Raw genomic sequence first — 17,352 nt, 5'->3', positions numbered from 1 at the left:
CTACTCCTTCTTCAACAATAAAGGGATCGCCCGTTCATATACGGGTTTCGCCCGGGCTTTCGTTTTCATCCCGATCAGCACGCCCAGCGCGGGCTTATGCTTCGCCACCCATCTGGCGATCCATACCGGAGGCAGCAAACCGGCTACAAACATGGCCGGCATGACGACCGGGACGGGCGCATGCAGAACGCGGTGAAGCGCCACTTCAACGAACGACTGGAAGTACCAGGACAACAAATAAATTTGAAACGTAAATCCGTCCAGATAGGCGAACAGCTTGTAGCCTTTGCTCGCGTATAACTTGCCGAACGCAAACGCCAGCGCGATGCCGCACAGCGACAGCAGCAAATCGACTGCGGCCGCGTGCCAGTAAGACCGGATCAGGTGGAGCAGCAAGATGGCAACGAACGAAACGGCCAACGTCAGCCGGCGCTTGAACAGGGAATCGCATGTTTCGCGGTAAGCGGCCAGCACGCAGCCGATCCAGAAAAAAATCAGGTAGCTGGCGACGCCCGCCAGATCGAGCAGCTTGACTCCTCCCAGCGGGTGGGCGAGATCGAGCCAGACCAGCGCGGCCGTCATCGCCGCAATCGCAAGGCGCGAAGCCAGCGTGCGAATCAACAGCGGCCCGCAGAGCGAGATCAGGAACAGCGTCGGCAAGTACCAGAAGTAGATGACGGCATTGTCGAGCGGGAAAAGCATGCTGTGCGCGTACGCTTCCGCATTCATCGCAACCGGTCTCAGCGCCAGTTCCCCGAGCAGCGCTTTCGGCACGAAGGCGATCGTGCTGAGCACAAAGTAGGGAATCAGCAGCAATACCGCCTTCTTGCGGACGAAGTGCGGAAAATCGCGGTTCGCTCCTCCGGTAAACCGGAACAGGTAGCCGGAAATGCACATGAACAGCGGCATATCGATGCTGCCGATATAGCGGTAAATCCAGACGGAACCGGATCCGGGATCGACCGGAAACGAATGCCCGAGCACGACCAGAATGATGCCGATGCAGCGCAGTGCCGCAATTTCTTCGAGGCGGTTTTGCATGGTCGTTGCGGGCGTAATCATGAATATCGCCTCCCACAGATGTAACGGACGCCGCCTTGCGAAAGGAAGGCGAACCGCATTACAGGTTGCTTTCGGAGGAACGACCTCGCGCGCTGACGCTTTCCGCATGCGGCATGCGGGACTTGCGTCCGAACCGCGGGCGGAGGGCCGACAAGTAGCCGGCGAGATTGCCGAACCCGTAAGCGAAATGAAGCACCGGGAACACGCAGGCCAGGCGCAAGGCAAACACGAGTCCGCGGCCGCGCGCGGCGGCTTCCGCGCATGCCGCGCCGGTCGCGGCCGCCGCGTACAGCAGCAGCAGCGCGGCGCCGAGCCGGACATCGAGCGCGGTCAATGCCGCAAGCGCGGCAATCAGGCCGATCGGCGCCAGCTTGCGCGGCGAAGGCGGCCGCTTGTGCTTGAGCAGCGACTTGGCCGACCAGAAGCCGTAGCGGCCGTACTGCTTCCCGAGCGCACGCAGCGTCGGCCGGGCAAAATAGCGGAACACGATCGCCGGGTTGAGCGTCATCGGAAGCCCTTTTTGCCGCGCGCGGAAATTGAAGTCGGTGTCCTCGTCGGCAAGCAGCGTTTCGTCGTAGCCGTTCAGCTTGCGCCAGACGTCCGCCGCAAAACAGCCGAACGGCACCGTGTCGACATGCTGCAGCGCGTTGTCCCCGCCGTCGTGCACGCGGTATAACGCGCCGCCGATGCCGAAGCGATGGCTGACCCCGGCCGCAATCGCCGCCGCTTGCGTCGTATCGGCGCCGGGTTCGATTTGCCATCTGCCGCCGCAGACGCCTTTGTAGTCGAACCGCGCCAGCGTCGCCACCGTTTCGCGCACCCAGCCCGGCGGCGCAATCGAATGGCCGTCGAGCCGCAGCAGCAAGTCGGCGCCGGCGGCCGCACAAGCCATGTTGAGCGAAACCGGGATATGGCGGCTTTCGTTGCGCAATAGCCGCAACGTGCGCGAAGGCGGCAGGCTGGCGGCGATTTCCCGGACGATGTCCGCCGTGCCGTCGGTGGAAGCCCCGTCGACGACTACCATTTCGATCGGGCCGGAGTAGTCCTGAAGGGCCACGCTCGTCAGGGCGGCGCGAATGTGCTTCGCTTCATTAAACACGGGAATCGTCACCGTAACGGCGGGACTGGCCGGAGCCGGCCCGGCCGTTGCGGCGCCCGGCTCCAGCGCCGAAGCGGACACCGCCGCAACTTCCCGTTCGGCTTCGCCGCTCGTTTCCGCGCCGCCGCCGAGCCGCGCCTGCAAATGGTCGTACAGCCGCCGCAGCTTGAGCGCTTCCTGTTCCCAGTTGTACCGCCGTTCGGCCGCTTCCCTGCCGTTGCGCCCAAGCCGCCGCGCCTCTTCCGGATTGGCGACGATGCGGCGGATCGCCCAGGCGATGTCGTCCGCGTTCAGCGGATCGACGCAAATGCCGCAGTCGCTTCCTTCGACGATTTGTTTCCAGAGCGGAAAATGCGAGGCGATCACCGGGATGCCGGCCGCCATGTATTCGAACAGCTTGACCGGCAGCGATTCGACGAACGTATCCGTCGGGTGCAGCACGACAAGCCCGGCGCTGGCTGCGGACAATGTCCGCGCCACTTCGTCGCGCCCGAGCCAGCCGATATACTCGACCCGCTCCCAGCCCGGCAGCTCGCCGGCGCGCCGCCGCTCTTCCGGATACGAAAACTTGCCGCCAAGCAGCAGCCGCGCCTCCGCTTTGCCCACGGCTTCCACCATCTGGAAAATACCGCGGATTTCCGTAATATATCCGACGTAACAAATTGTATCATCACGTTTGTCGGAAAATTCGCCGGTAAACTTCAACTCCTCCAGCAGCGGAAAATTGTTGAGGTTGACCGAACGCGGGTTGTACGTCTGGAACCGCTCGTTGATCTTCGGCGTCGCCGTCACGATAGCGTCGAACCGCCGCGCCGCAAACGCCTCCAGCCGGGCGACGCCGGCGCTGACAAGGCCGCGAATCGGCCGCGGAATCCACTTCTTGAGCATGATGTCGCGCGGAACGTCTTCGTGCACGTCGTACAGCACCGCTTTGCCCCGCCGCTTCAGCAGCAGCCCGACCGGAATCAGCTCCGGATCGTGAAAGTGATACGCGTCGGCGTCGATGCGGATCGCTTCGCGGTATACGCGCCGCATCGTCCCGGTGAACCGCGACAGCCTGCCGCCTTTCGCCGCCGCGACCCCGTGCACGCGCACCCCGTCCCGCTCGCCGTCTTCCGCGCCGGTCGTTACCAGATGAACCTCATGGCCAAATGCGGCTAGCGAACGGCATTGCTTGAAAAAGATGCGCGGATCGGGATAATGGTGCACCGATGTCAGGTGGCAAATTTTCATGACGAAGGCTCCTTTCCTTTACCGTTGTTACATTATGTATCAAATCTTACCGCTATCATATGATACATTATGTATCGTGTCAACTATTTTCTTCCGCTTTTCCTCCCCGTCTCTGCCAATGCCGACTTTGCCGACCAAATACGGCCCCCAGCTCACCTTGTTCAGCACATAAAGGGAAAATACCGACAGCGGCAGCGTCACGGCGAACAGGAACACGACGCCAAGGACATTGTGCGCGAGTATCGGCACTTTTTTGACCGCCACGATCAGGAATGCCAAATATAGCGGGTGGAACAAATAAATGCCGAACGAATACCGGCTGATCCAGACGAACGGCGACGGCACCCGCTTCAGGCGAAGCGCCAAGGACAGCACGAAAGCGGCGGCCACGAGCGTAAACGGCAGCATGTCGAAGCGTTTGGACGATTCCGCCAGCAGCGTCCCGTTCGCGAGCAATCCGGCCGGCAGCGCGGCCGCAGCAATCGTCAGCAACCCCAGCGTCAGCGTGCGGCTGCGCAGCCACTCCTTGATCTTGTCGTACTGCCGGCCGCAATAGTAGGCGACGGTAAAATAAAACAGCCAGCCGAGGCACGGCAGCCAGTACCCTTTGTCCCAGATGTAAGCCGCGTTCGGTATATCCATCGGGGAAGTAAAGTTGAAAAATGCCAGGTACAGCTCCTGGATCAACAGCGCGCCGATCAGTACGAACGCCGGATGAAGCTTGGCGATCACGCGTTGGAACAGCATATGCAGCAAGTAAAATTGGAAAATAATGATAATGAAGTAGCCGTGATAATCGCCCAACAGCACGTGCCTCAGCGCCAGATCGCGGAACAGCGGAGCGAACGCCGTTCCGTCCGACACGCTTTGTTCAGCCGCTTTCATCGCGGCATAGAAGACGCCGAACAGCACGTAGGGCAGCAGCAGAAACTGCAGCCGTTTCGCCCAGAAGCGCTTGGGTGTCCGTTCGGGATAGGAGCGGGACAAAATCAGTTCCGAGATCAGCACGAACGTCGGTGTGCCGAATGTGAGCAGCACGGTGAACATATGCAGCCCGGAGCCCGCATCGTCATAAATGCGGTCGATGCAGTGCAGCAGCAGGATGCTGAGGCAAGCGACGCTCCGCAGCATGAACAGCTCGTCGAGCAGCACCTTCGGTTTGGCCATACCAGTATCATCTCCTCTGCTATTTGCCGGCTGCCGCACGATTCGTCGTTTCCCGCCCCAGATGCTTCAGCAGCCGGTCCTTCAAGTCGGCGACGAACGGGCTGATCTCGCGGGCCCGGCTCGTCTGCGCCATACGGACAAATTCCTCCAACTCGCGAAACAAGCTTCGTTCCTGTTGCTTGCTGAACCGTTTCGCCACCTTGCGCCCCCCTAATCTCTCCTGGCCAGTCGGCCTGCGCCGGCGCCGCTCAGGCAGCAAGCGATGCCGTCGATGACGCGCTGCTGCTCCTCCGGCGTCAGGCCCGATCCGGAAGGCAGACACAGGCCGCAATCGAACAGCCGCTCCGCCGTGTTGCCTTCGGGGCCGTGATCGAAGCTGGGCGCGCCGGCAAACAGCGGCTGCAGATGCAGCGGCTTCCACACCGGCCGCGCTTCGATATTGCGCGCCGTCAGTTCGCGCAATATCGTGTCGCGCGTAATGCCGGCAATCGCCGGATCGACGGTGATCGTCGTCAGCCAGCGGTTGCTCCGGCCGTAAGCCGCTTCCGGCATGAAGGCGACGCCCGGATAACGCGACAGCGCCGCTTCGTACCGGCGGTGAATCGCCCGCCTGCGTTCGATCCGGTCATCCAGCTGCCGGAGCTGCCCCCGCCCGATGGCCGCCAGCACGTTGCTGAGCCGGTAATTGTAGCCGAGCATGCTGTGCTGGTAGTGGACCGCCGGGTCGCGGGCCTGCGCCGCGAGGAAACGCGCTTCCCGCAGCAGCTTCGGGTCGTCCGAAACGAGCATGCCGCCGCCTGACGTCGTAATGATTTTGTTGCCGTTGAACGAATACACGCCGAGCGTGCCGAGCGTGCCCGACATTTGGCCGCGATAGGTGGCGCCGAGCGATTCCGCCGCGTCTTCGACGACCGGCACGCCGTAACGGCCGGCGATGGCAAGCAGCCGGTCGTAGTCGGCGCTTTGCCCGTACAGATTGACCGCAACGATCGCTTTCGGCACCATTCCCCGCGCGGCGTAATCGCGCAGCGCCCGCTCCAGCGCGGGCGGCGACATGTTCCACGATTCCGGCTCCGAATCGATAAATACCGGCATCGCTCCCTGGTACAATATCGGATTCGCGCTCGCCACGAACGTGAGCGAGGAGCAGAACACCACATCGCCGCTGCCGATGCCGAGAATGCGCAGGGCCAAATGGATCGCCGCCGTGCCCGAGCTGAGCGCAACCGCGCCGGTTGCGCCGACGCATGCGGCCGCCTCCGCCTCGAACGCTTCGACATGCGGACCGAGCGGGGCGATCCAGTTCGTGGCGATCGCATCGCCTACGAGCAGCAGCTCGTCGCTGCCGATGTGGGGAGGCGACAAATAGATCCGATTCTCGTAGTCCACCGTCATTCACCTGATCCTTTTTATATTGTGGTGCTTGTTGAGGCCGTTCCAAACGCTTACTCGGATGCCGCCAGTTCAGCCGGAACCTCGGCAATCCGCCGATATGCCGGGAAGTAGCCGTCCGCCGCAGCCGCCGCGCCTGGAACGTTTGCCGCAAGCAGACGGTATTTATCCGCGTCGCGCACCCGGGTGCCGACGTGGAACGACACGGCTTCCCGTTCGTTGAAGCTGCGCTTGAACCGGTACAAATTGTCGTTGCCGGTATAACCGCCGCCCAAATGCAGATGGGTGCAGCCAATCGACTTCAGCCACATGGCGGCGGTGTGAATAAGCAGGTTGATCGGAGCGAACCGCAGATAGGCCTTGTCCGATCCCATCAAATGATAATGGGCATAAGGGCTGCCGTGCATGAACAGCGCGGAGGCGATCGTGCGCCCGTCGCACGTCACTTCGAACAGCTCGATGCGGCCAGCGAGGAAATCGACCGTGTTGCGAAAAAACGTTTCGCTGAAGTAGTAGTAGTCGCTGGCTTCCTTCTTGTCCATCGTGCCGTAATACAGCGCCAGCAAGTTGTCCATGCGGCGGGGATCGGAACGGACGACGGCCAGCCCTTCCTTGAGCGCCCGGCGGATCCGGTTGCGGTTGTCGCGCGAATAGGCCGCCAGAATGTCCTCCTCGCTTCCCCGCAGGTCGATCGCAATCGTGTTGCGCACGAACGCCGGCTGCACCGCCTCGTAGTCGAGGCCTTCCGGCAGCAGCGGATGAAACCGCACGAATTCGGAGACGATGCGCGTTTCCCGGCAATACCGGTCGAAGGCGGCGTCGAATTGGCGGAGCAGCTCCTTGCGCCGCTGCAGATCGGTTTCGTTCGTAAGCGGACCGCCGTACCCGTAAGGCGTCGACGCGTCGTACCACATCTCCCCCGGCGCCAGCCGCTCGTACGCCGGCAAACCGGCCAGCGGACGCAGCAGAAACGGGTACACGACGATCCGGTCCTCCTGTTCGTAAACGAAAAGCTTGGCGCTTCCTTCGCCGTTCTTTTCGTAGATGTCGCAATAGGACGACGTCGCGTAAACATCGTGGGCGCAAACGCGGTCCAGCGCTTCTCCCCAACGATCCGGCTCGGCCGATCCAACAACGGCATAACGGTAAGTCACGTTCATTCCTCCCTATAACCCTCGTTCGATGTCGAGATCCTTGCGAAGCAGGCTGGGCGCTTCGGCCACCTGTTTGCGCGCCAGCACGCGGCATATCGTCAGCCAGACGATTTTGACGTCGAGCGCAAGCGTCAGCGACTCGACATAGTGCGCGTCAAACTCGAACCGTTCGTCCCATGACAAATAGTTGCGCCCCGATATTTGCGCCAGGCCGGTGATGCCCGGCCGCACGCGGAACCGCAGCTTCTCCCGCTCGCTGTAGAAGGGCAAGTACCGCATCAGCAGCGGCCGCGGGCCGACGATGCTCATATCGCCCCGCAGCACATTGAACAGCTGCGGCAGCTCGTCGACGCTGGTCTTGCGCAGCAGCAGACCGAACGGCGTCAGCCGCCGCTCGTCCGGAAGCGGCTGGCCCAGCGCGTCCGTTTCGTCCGTCATCGTACGAAACTTGTACAGCCGGAACGGCGCCGCATCCTTGCCGGGACGAACTTGCCGGAACAGCACCGGCGAGCCGAGCTTGACGCGAATCAGCAGCGCCGCCGCCAGCATGAGCGGGCTGGCCGCAAGCAGCAGCAGCAGCGCCGCCGCGATGTCGAACCCGCGCTTCCATTTGGCATATCGCTTGCCATTCGCCATAAAGCCACCTCCCTCCATCGGAACAACATCGATTTAAGCCGGTTTTTCCGCCTCATTCGCTCCGATACGGCTGCTGTCGGCGATTTAAGCCGGTTTTTCCGTCTTATTCACTCCGTTACGGCTGCCGTCGGCGATTTAAGCCGGGTTTTCCGCCTTATTTCCTCCGATACGGCTGCTGTCGGCGATTTAAGCCGGTTTTTCCGCCTTATTCGCTCCGACCCGGCTGCCCTCGGCGATTTAAGCCGGTTTCTCCGCCTTATTCCCCCCACGCTCCCGTTCCACGCAACGCCGGCGCACCTCCGCTACTTTTCAGGAAACCAGCTTAACCAGTGTTTTCCAAATAATCTCCAGATCCTTGCGCAGCGACGGTTCGGCCACATACTGCAAATTGATGCGCAGCTTGTCCGGCATAATCTGCTCGATGTAGACGCGCTCGGGATGGCTGACGCCGGCAAGCAGCGCGTTTTCGTCGCTGTACTTGATCGAGGCGTCGTCCGTGAGGCCCGGGCGCACGTCGAGGACGCGCAATTGTTCCTCGCTGTACATGTTCACGTAGTACGGCACTTCCGGACGCGGGCCAACGAAGCTCATCTGGCCGAGCGCGATGTTGATCAGCTGCGGCAGCTCGTCGAACTTGTACTTGCGCAGCACGGCGCCGATCCGGGTGATCCGCGAGTCGCGGCCGATCGTAATGAGCGTGCCGCCCGGCTCCGGCCGCGCCTTCATCGTGCGGAACTTGCAGATGCGAAACGTTCGTCCGCGCAAGCCGACACGCTCCTGGCGAAACAACACCGGCCCCGGCGAATCGAGCTTGATCATCGCCGCGATGACGGCAAATACCGGCAGCAGCAGCAGCAAGCCGAGAGCGGCGGCGGACAAATCGAACGCCCTCTTGGCGAAGGCGCGCCCCGCCGCTCCCCGCGGTTTCGCCTGCGGCAAAGGGGGCCGGCCGCGCGAGGCATCCGCAGCAACTTTCATCTCCCTTCACCTCCGGTTGCCGACAAGAATCGATCGCACCGCGTCGCACACATAATGCACCTGCTCCTCCGTCATGCCCGGATACAGCGGAAGCGATACGGCTCCGCGGTAGGCTTCCATCGCCGCCGGGTAATCTTCCGGCCGGTACCCCAGCCTCCGGTAGTACGGCTGCATCGGCACCGGAATAAAATGCACGCTCGTGCCGATGCCCGCTTCCTTCAGCAAGCCGATAAATTCGGCGCGGTCGATGCGCAGCATCCACGAATTCAGGCGAATGACGTACAGATGCCAGGCGTGGCGGTGTCCGGCGGCATCGGCGGGAAGCACGATCGCCGGCTGATCGGCGAAGGCGGCGTTGTACATCGCCGCATACCGGGAGCGCAGCTCGTGCATGCGCTCCAGCTTGGCCAGCTGCACCATGCCAAGCGCCGCCTGGATGTCGGTCATGTTGTATTTGTAGCCGGCAAATTCGACCTCGTAATACCAGGTGCCTTTGTCCGAATAGCGGTTCCAGGCGTTTTTGTTCATGCCGTGCAAGCTCATCGCACGAATGCGGTCGGCGATCTGCTCGTCCGCCGTCGTCACCATGCCGCCTTCGCCGGTCGTCAAGTTTTTCGTCGCGTAGAAGCTGAAGCAGGTGGCGTGGCCGATGCTGCCGACCATCCGGCCGCCGTACGTCGTATGCACCGCGTGTGCGGCGTCTTCGATGACGATCAGGCGGTGCTTCTCGGCAATCGCCAGAATGGCGTCCATTTCGCACGGATATCCGGCAAAATGGACCGGAACGATCGCTTTCGTGCGCGGCGTAATCGCCGCTTCGAGCAACCCCGGATCGAGATTCATCGTCGCCGGATCGATATCGACGAATACCGGCGTTGCGCCGCAATGCACGATCGTATTGGCCGTGGCGACAAACGTATACGGCGTTGTGATGACCTCGTCGCCGGGACCGATGCCGTAAGCGAGCTGGGCCAGATGAAGCCCGGCCGTGCACGAATTGAGCCCGATCGCATGCGGGCTGCCGGCGTAAGCGGCGAACTGCGCTTCGAATTGCCCCGTTCGGGGGCCGCGGCTGAGCCAGTTGGAGCGGATCGCGGCGACGGCTTCGGTGATTTCGTCGTCGCCGATGTAAGGCAGCGCGTACGGGATGTTCATGCCTTCGGGTGCAAGCTTGCGCACGGCATTAGGTTTCATGCGATCCGACGACTCTCCTTTCGAGCGGAATGATGTCCATCTTGTCGTGAATGGTTTCCTTGTAATGGGCGACCGTCAGCCGGAGCCCTTCGAGCAGGTTCCACTTCGGCTCGAAGCCGAGCACGCGCTTCGCCTTGCCGTTGTGCAGCCGGCTGTGCACGATGTCGCCGGACCGCTTGGTGCGGTAAACCGGCTGCACCGGCCGGCCCATCGACATGCTGAGCAGCAGCGCCAGCTGGTTGACCGACGTTTGCCGGTTGCAGCCGATGTTGACGATTTCCCCATCGCCGCGCCCGATGGCCAAATAGTTGGCCGCCGCCACGTCCTTGACGCAGATGAAATCGCGCGTTTGTTCGCCGTTGCCGTACACGACCGGCGTTTCGCCGTGCAGCAGCCGGTCGGCGAAGATCGCCACGACGCCGGCTTCGCCGCTGGCGCTTTGGCGCGGACCGTAAACGTTGGCGTAGCGCAGGATGGTATAGGTCATCCCGTAAATCGCGCTGAACGTCTGGATGTACAGCTCCGGCGCCATCTTCGATATGCCGTAGAAGGAAAGCGGCCTCAGCGGGTGATGCTCGTCGATCGCCAGATAAGACGGCGCGCCGTACACGGCGGCCGACGAGGCGTAGACGATTTTGCGCACGCCGAATTCGGCGCACAGCTGGAGCAGCCGGATCGTGCCGACAATGTTCACGTCCGCGTCGTAATCGGGTCTTCGCAGCGACGTCTGCACGTCGATCTGGGCGGCAAGATGGATCACGCATTCGGGCCGTTCGCGGATGAACGCTTCGCGCAGCCCGCTGCCAAGCAAGTCGGCGTGATAAAATGCGGCGGCCGCATGCAGCCGGCCGGCCCCGCCCGGCGTCGACAAATTGTCGACGACCGACGTCTCCACGCCGTGCGCGATCAACTCCTCCACGACGTGGGAGCCGATGAAGCCCGCGCCTCCGGTTACCAATACTTTCATGAATGCACCTCCCGGGTGTAATGGGTTTGCTGCACCCGCTCGTACAGCGCGAGCAGATCGGCCGCGTTGCGTTCGGCGTCGTAATGGGTTTCGACGTACCGCTGCAGGCGCGCCGCCTGCATGACGGCGGGACCGCCCTCGAGCAGCGCGGTGCGGATCGCGTCCGCCAGCTCGCCGGGCGAGCCGGTCGGCACGCAGGCGCCGCGACCGCCTTCCAGCAGCTCGGGAATGCCGCCGACATTTGTCGCCACGACCGGCAGCCGGGCCGCGCCCGCTTCCACGAGCACGGTGGGCAGCCCTTCGCGATAAGAAGGCAGCACCAGCACGTCGGCCGCCGCCATATATAGCGGAATGCGTTCGTTCGGTTGTACGCCTGCGGCGACGGCCAGCGGGCATCGCTCCACCTCGCCTTGCAGCGGGCCGCCGCCGACGAATACGGCGCGCGTATATTCGGCATCGAGCCGCAGCAGCGCTGCGAGCAAATCGCGGATGCCTTTGGCTTCCAGCAGGTTGCCGACGTAAAGGACAAGCCGCTTCGATTCCGGCAGCCCGAGCAGGCGGCGCGCCGCCGTTCGGCCCGGCAGCTCGCGGTACGGCTGCAGGTTGATGCCTACCGGCCGCACAAGCGGCTCGCGCCCGGTGAGTAGCTTCGTGCGCCGGGCGAGCGCGCCGCTCACCGCAAGCACCGCGTCCGGTCCAGTGACGGCGCGGACGAACCGCTTGCGCGAGAGGCCGTTCACGTCGGGAAACACATTGACGTCGCTGCCGTGCAGCGTCAGTACGGTCGGCGCCCGCCACAGCTCGTTCATGTGCAGCGCCGCCATGCCGTACGGGTAAGCAAAATGGGCATGAACAATATCGGGCGCCGGCAGGCCCAGCGCCCGCAGCCGCTGCGCGAGCAGCAGATGATGCGGCACGAGCAGCCGATCCGAACGCGGCACGACGAGATAACGCGGCCGGTGAACGGTAATGGCGCCGTCCTGATACTGCTGCGGCGTCTCCTTGTAGCGGGCCCACTTGCCGCGCATCGCGCCCAGCAGCGGCGGCACCCACGGCACCGGCGCCACCACGTCGACGCGGACGCCGAGCCTGGCAAGCTCCCTTGCCTGCGTACGGTGAAAAATGCCGCCGACCGGCTCATGTTCGGTCGGGTACGACTGTGTGAGCCAGAGAACGTTCAATGGCCGATTCATCTTGCACCTCCTTCCTCCGTGCGGCTCCCAGCCCGATCACCAGCGCGATGGCGAACCACAAATATTTGCGATTGACGATATCGAGGAAAAACCCTTCCACCGCGTAAGCGATCAGCATCGAACGAACGATGACGGCGTAGCGGTGCCCGTCCGGCCAGCGGTACAGCGAAACGAGCATGCCCAGCAAAATCAGCAGGCCGATCGTGCCTGTCGACACCGCCTCGCCCAAATAAATGTTGTGCGAGCCGCGCTGCATTTCATCCGGGAACGGCTTGGCGTTGCGGAAGTTGCCGACGCCCCAGCCGAGCACTGGCCTCTGCATGTACGCATGAAGGCCGGCATACCAGATGCCCGTTCGCCCCGCCCCGCCCGACTCGACCGCCGTAGACGAACGTTCGGTCACGAGCTGGTTCAGCTTCGGCACATACACCATGCTGATCGCCAGCATCGCGAGCACGACCGCAAACATCACGGCTTTTTTGAACGTGAACCGCTGCATGAGCATGTACGCAAGGGCAACGACGACACCGATCCAGGCGCTGCGCGTGCCGGAGACGAGCACGCCCATGCCGCACAGGGCCAGCAGCGCCAGCGCCGCCACGCGAACCGATTGCGTTCGGGTTTGCATCACCCGGTTCACCAGGAACAACACCGCCGGAATGATGACCGCCGCAAAATGGGCCACGCTTTGCCCCGGATACGCATTGTAGCGACCGGGGTCCAGCAACGAATCGAGGTCGGCGAGAAAATTTTTGATCCCGAAGACGGACATGACGGCGTTCGAAGCCGCAAACGTCCACAGCAGCATCATCAGCGCCCTCGGGTTCTGCGCGACGACGTTGGCGAAAAGCAGCACCATCAGAAATTGCTGCGCCAGCATGCTGACGGAATAAATCGACGTATGCGTATTCGCCGACCAGACGAGGCTGAGCAGCTCCCAGCCGTACCAGATCCATACCCCGGCGGGAATGACGTTCACTTGCAGCCGTCTGAGCTGGGTGAGCAAATAAAACCCGGCGAACAGCAGCCCGAAAATTTTGGTCACCGAACCGATGCCGTTCACATAAAATCCGTCCTCCAGCGGAATGACCGCCACATAAGCCATCAGCAGCACGATCGGCGCCCGCATGACCGCCAGCAGCAGCAGCGCCGCGCCGGCCAGCACCGCCAGCAGCGGCAGCGCGTTCGCCAGTGTGGCTGCCGCAATCGCCGCCAGCAGCGCCGCCACTCCTCCCGTTCCTATCCATACCCGCCGATCCGCCACCAACATGGCCGGCACCTCCGCTTTCTTCAAATCCAAAGATTGTTAGGTTTTCGGGGCCCCCGCAAAGTACCTGAATATGCTTCGAAGCATAAGCCTCACTTTGTGGGGTTATTTCAAGGCCGGCCGCACGCGGCTGCGAATGAAGCCTGCCGCCTTCTGCCAGTCTTCGCGCTGCACAACCATAAATTCGTGGTAACGCAAGCCGGTCAGCCGTTTGAAAATGACGATCTTGACGGCGAAGCTGACGATGTACGCCGTCGAAGTGGCCGCCGCCGCGCCGGCGATGCCGTATTTCGGCACCAGCAGCACGTTCAGCGCCAGGTTGCATACGACCGTCACCATCGACACGTACATGCTGATTTCGGGTTTGCCCCGGCCGGAAATGTCGTGCGACAGCACCCGCTCGAGCGAACCGGCGACGATGCCGGGCAAGAGCAATTGCAGCGCCAGCCCGCCGGCGGCAAATTCATGGCCGAAGGCGAAGCCGATGAACGGCTTGGCCAGAACGGCCGTCACGACGGCGAACGCAAGCGTCAGCGCCAGCACGATGCGGCCGACGGCCGACGTCAGCAGGTTGCGCTCCGCATCGCCGCCGGCCGCCGAGATGCGCGGGAACAGCACGAGCGACACCGCCCGCGAAACGAACCAGAGCTGTTCGGCGACGGCGACGGTGATCGTGTACACGCCGGCCGCCGAAGAGCCGATAAAAAAGGCGATCATGAACAAATCGGCGCGGTAATTGAGGAACGTCAGCATGTTGCTGACATGCTCCTTGCCGCCGTAGATGAACGATTGCTTCATCAGCTTGCGGTCGACGCTGCCGTCCTTCATCCGCAGCCCGTAAACGCGGCGTATGGCGGCAAGCACGAGCAGGAACAGCGCGCACTGTCCTCCCGCGTAAGCGGCGATCGCGCCGGCAACGCCCCAGTGCAGCCAGGCGGTCGCGGCGAGGAGCAGCGCCAGCCCGAGCAGTTGGCTGGCGAACGCGGCTCCGGCAAGCCGCTTGAAATCCTGCATGCCCTGGAGGATGCCGCCGAGCAGCGTGCCGAACAGCAGCTGCGGCACCGCCGCCAGCGCCAGCAGCAGCTGCAGCCGGGTCGCGCCGGCGAACAGCTCGCGGCCGAACAGCAGTACGACCAGGCAGCCGATCAACAGCGACAAGGCGCTGAGCGCAAACGCCGAAACGAGATTCGTCTTGTAGACGGTCGCCGGCTTGTAGGCGTCCTTGCCGGTGTAGAACACCGTTGCGGCATCGATGCCGCATGTCAAACACGTCGCAAGCAGCGTCGGCAAAAGCAGCGCCAGCGCATACGTGCCTTGCCCGGCCGCGCCCAGGTAGCGGGCGGTAACGACAGTGGCCGCGAAGCCGATCGCGACTCCGGCCACTTGCCGCAGCGCAACGAGCGCGCTATTGCCGGCAAAGCCGATCTTCCGCTTCGCCGTCGTCATAGCCGGTAATATTTGCCCGCCACCGCCCGGCCTTTCATCGCGTTGCGCGTATCGAACAGGACGGCGGCATGATGGCGGACAAGCTCGTAGTCGGTGTCGGAGTGGTCGGTCGTAATGACGACGATGTCGGCCGCCTCCAGCGTTTGTTTCGTCAAGGGCTGCGATTCGTACGCGGCGCCGCCGTGCTGGCAGCGGGCAACGAACGGATCGTGGTAAGCGAAATCGGCTCCGCGCCGCAGCAAATCGTCGATAATTTTCAGCACGGGCGATTCGCGGATGTCGTCGATGTCGCGCTTGTAGGCGAGACCGAGCAGCAGCACGCGCGAACCGTTGATCGCCTTCTTCTCTTCGTTCAGGATGAAGGCGATCCGTTCGACGACAAACTCCGGCATGCTATTGTTGATTTCGCCGGCCAGCTCGATCAGCCGGGTGTGGTAGTTGTATTCGCGCGCTTTCCACGTCAGGTAAAACGGATCGATCGGGATGCAGTGACCTCCCAGGCCCGGCCCGGGATAAAACGCCATGAAGCCGTACGGCTTCGTTTTGGCCGCGTCGATCACGTCCCACACGTTGATGCCCATCCGGTTGCACAGGATTGCCATCTCGTTGGCCAGCGCGATGTTGATGTTGCGGAACGTGTTTTCGAAAATTTTTTCCATCTCCGCCACCGCCGGGCTTTCCACTTCGTGCACTTCTCCGTCGAGCACGGCGCGGTACATCGTCGAAGCGACGCGCGTGCAGACGGGCGTCACACCGCCGACCACCTTTGGCGTGTTCTTCGTCTTGAACTGCTTGTTTCCGGGGTCGATCCTCTCCGGCGAATACGCCAGGAAGAAGTCGATGCCGCAGCGCAGGCCGGACGATTCGAGAATCGGCTTGACGAGCTGCTCCGTCGTGCCCGGATACGTCGTGCTTTCGAGCACGACCAACATGCCCGGGTGCAGATGCTTGGCGATTTCGCGCGTCGACATTTCAACGTAGCTCGTATCCGGCTGCTGGTAAATGTCGAGCGGCGTCGGCACGCAGATCGCCACGGCGTCGACGCCGGCGAGAAACGAATATTCGGCGGTCGCCTTGATCCGTTTCGCTTTCACCATCTGCCGCAAGTCGTCGTCGACGACATCGCCGATATAGTTGATCCCCTGGTTGACCATATCGACCTTGCCCGCCTGCACATCGAAGCCGATGACGCGAAAGCCAGCTTTCGCTTTCTCCACGGCCAGCGGCAGCCCGACATATCCGAGCCCGACGACGCCGATGACGGCGCGCCGCGATTGCAGTTTGTTCATCAATTGCTCTTCCAGCGGGGAAAACGACATTTTGGCCGCTGTAACGCTCATGAATTCAGTCCCCTCTCCTTAAATAGGCCCGCCCGTATGCGCACGGGACCGGTTCAGCCGCGTTCGGCGAAAAATTGGCGCACGGCCATAATGACGCATTCCTGCTGCTCGTCGCTCATCTCCGGATACAGCGGCAGCGCCATCGTGCCAAGCGCGGCCCGCTCCGCAACCGGCAAGCTGCCGATGCCGTAGCCCAGCGGCTCGTACACGCGCTGCAGATGCAGCGGCACCGGATAATACACGCCTGAGGCGATGCCGCGTTCAGCCAGGTAGCGCAGCAGCTCGTCGCGCCGGTCGGTCTGGATAATGTACAGGTGGTACACCGGGTAGCGGTCGTCCGCTTCCGCCGGCAGCTGGATCGGCAAATCCCACAACGTTTCGTGGTACGCAAGCGCCCGTTCCCTTCGCGCGGCGTTCCAGGCGTCGAGATGCGGCAGCTTCACGGCGAGCATCGCCGCCTGCAGCGCGTCGAGCCGGCTGTTGTAGCCGACGACGGCGTGGTAATACTTCGGATTGCTGCCGTGTACGCGCAGCACGCGGATGCGCTGCGCCAGTTCGTCGTCGTTCGTGACGATCAGACCGCCGTCGCCGCTGCCGCCAAGATTTTTCGTCGGGAAAAAGGAGAAGCAGCCCGCCGTTCCGATCGAACCGGCGGCCCGGCCGCGATAGCGCGAGCCGATCGCCTGGCAGGCGTCCTCGACGACGAACAGCCCGTGCCGTTCGGCGATCGCCATAATCGCGCCCATGTCGGCCGGCTGGCCGAACAGATGTACCGGCAGGATCGCTTTCGTCCGTGCGGTGATCGCTTGCTCCAGCAGAGCCGCGTCGATGTTGTAAGTGTCCGGCTCGATATCGACGAACACCGGCGTTGCGCCGAGCCGCGACACGACTTCGGCGGTCGCGAAGAACGTAAACGGCGTCGTAATCACTTCGTCGCCGGGCCCGACGCCGAGCGCGTCCAGCGTCAACAGCAGCGCGTCGGTGCCGTTCGCCACGCCGATCGCGTGTTTGACGCCGCAATAGTCGGCGACCGCTTCCTCGAAGCCGGCCACGGCCGGCCCCATGATGTAAACGCCGCTCTCCAGCACGCCGCGGATCGCTTCGTGCAGCGGTTCTTTCAGCGATTCGTACTGCAGGGACGGGTCGAGCAGCGGCACTTCGCGCGGGGCCGACTCCGGCCCGCCGGCCTGACCGTTGTTCGATTGGTTCAGCATGTTCAGCGCC

The 17,352-nt window shown here is 62.9% G+C and carries 15 protein-coding genes; all 15 read right to left on the bottom strand.

The window, feature by feature from the left end; translation table 11 throughout:
- Complete coding sequence (locus EXY20_RS16470) at positions 1-1,062, bottom strand: acyltransferase family protein (protein WP_167859293.1); 1,062 nt, start codon at positions 1,060-1,062, stop codon at positions 1-3.
- Between the two features lie 58 nt (positions 1,063-1,120).
- A complete protein-coding gene (locus EXY20_RS39000) occupies positions 1,121-3,394 on the bottom strand; it encodes a glycosyltransferase (protein ID WP_167859292.1) in 2,274 nt (757 codons plus the stop codon).
- 39 nt (positions 3,395-3,433) lie between these two features.
- Positions 3,434-4,561: an acyltransferase family protein gene (locus EXY20_RS16460; RefSeq protein ID WP_135553076.1), complete on the bottom strand. Its 1,128-nt coding sequence runs from the start codon at positions 4,559-4,561 to the stop codon at positions 3,434-3,436.
- Between the two features lie 19 nt (positions 4,562-4,580).
- The gene (locus EXY20_RS16455; RefSeq protein WP_135553074.1) at positions 4,581-4,760 is read right to left on the bottom strand and encodes a hypothetical protein; all 180 of its coding nucleotides are present in this window, start codon (positions 4,758-4,760) and stop codon (positions 4,581-4,583) included.
- Between the two features lie 11 nt (positions 4,761-4,771).
- A complete protein-coding gene (locus EXY20_RS16450; protein WP_328592550.1) occupies positions 4,772-5,950 on the bottom strand; it encodes a DegT/DnrJ/EryC1/StrS family aminotransferase in 1,179 nt (392 codons plus the stop codon).
- A gap of 56 nt (positions 5,951-6,006) precedes the next feature.
- A complete protein-coding gene (locus EXY20_RS16445) occupies positions 6,007-7,107 on the bottom strand; it encodes a lipid II:glycine glycyltransferase FemX (protein ID WP_167859291.1) in 1,101 nt (366 codons plus the stop codon).
- Positions 7,108-7,119: 12 nt separating this feature from the next.
- Positions 7,120-7,743 carry a sugar transferase gene (locus tag EXY20_RS16440; RefSeq protein ID WP_135553068.1) on the bottom strand — a complete coding sequence of 208 codons (624 nt, stop codon included), beginning with the start codon at positions 7,741-7,743 and terminating at the stop codon, positions 7,120-7,122.
- A gap of 309 nt (positions 7,744-8,052) precedes the next feature.
- On the bottom strand, positions 8,053-8,721 hold the full coding sequence (locus EXY20_RS16435; protein WP_135553066.1) for a sugar transferase: 669 nt from the start codon (positions 8,719-8,721) through the stop codon (positions 8,053-8,055).
- Positions 8,722-8,727: 6 nt separating this feature from the next.
- Positions 8,728-9,915 carry a DegT/DnrJ/EryC1/StrS family aminotransferase gene (locus EXY20_RS16430; protein WP_328592545.1) on the bottom strand — a complete coding sequence of 396 codons (1,188 nt, stop codon included), beginning with the start codon at positions 9,913-9,915 and terminating at the stop codon, positions 8,728-8,730.
- A complete protein-coding gene (locus tag EXY20_RS16425; protein ID WP_135553064.1) occupies positions 9,905-10,882 on the bottom strand; it encodes an NAD-dependent epimerase/dehydratase family protein in 978 nt (325 codons plus the stop codon). The genes EXY20_RS16430 and EXY20_RS16425 overlap by 11 nt, the downstream gene beginning before the upstream one ends.
- Positions 10,879-12,075 (bottom strand): glycosyltransferase, encoded by a 1,197-nt coding sequence (locus EXY20_RS16420; RefSeq protein WP_135553062.1) that lies wholly within the window; start codon positions 12,073-12,075, stop codon positions 10,879-10,881. The genes EXY20_RS16425 and EXY20_RS16420 overlap by 4 nt, the downstream gene beginning before the upstream one ends.
- Positions 12,020-13,345, bottom strand: a complete 1,326-nt coding sequence (locus tag EXY20_RS16415; RefSeq protein WP_135553060.1) for an O-antigen ligase family protein — start codon at positions 13,343-13,345, stop codon at positions 12,020-12,022. The genes EXY20_RS16420 and EXY20_RS16415 overlap by 56 nt, the downstream gene beginning before the upstream one ends.
- A 102-nt stretch (positions 13,346-13,447) precedes the next feature.
- Complete coding sequence (locus EXY20_RS16410; protein WP_135553057.1) at positions 13,448-14,788, bottom strand: oligosaccharide flippase family protein; 1,341 nt, start codon at positions 14,786-14,788, stop codon at positions 13,448-13,450.
- On the bottom strand, positions 14,785-16,128 hold the full coding sequence (locus EXY20_RS16405) for a nucleotide sugar dehydrogenase (RefSeq protein WP_407944919.1): 1,344 nt from the start codon (positions 16,126-16,128) through the stop codon (positions 14,785-14,787). The genes EXY20_RS16410 and EXY20_RS16405 overlap by 4 nt, the downstream gene beginning before the upstream one ends.
- A gap of 53 nt (positions 16,129-16,181) precedes the next feature.
- Positions 16,182-17,342 carry a DegT/DnrJ/EryC1/StrS family aminotransferase gene (locus EXY20_RS16400; protein ID WP_135553370.1) on the bottom strand — a complete coding sequence of 387 codons (1,161 nt, stop codon included), beginning with the start codon at positions 17,340-17,342 and terminating at the stop codon, positions 16,182-16,184.
- Positions 17,343-17,352: the final 10 nt, after the last annotated feature.

It is taken from the genome of Paenibacillus cymbidii, from assembly GCF_004764705.1.
Taxonomy (GTDB): domain Bacteria; phylum Bacillota; class Bacilli; order Paenibacillales; family NBRC-103111; genus Paenibacillus_AN; species Paenibacillus_AN cymbidii.
The sequence above is the reverse complement of the archived record's forward strand: the minus strand, read 5'-3'. Positions and strand labels throughout refer to the sequence as shown.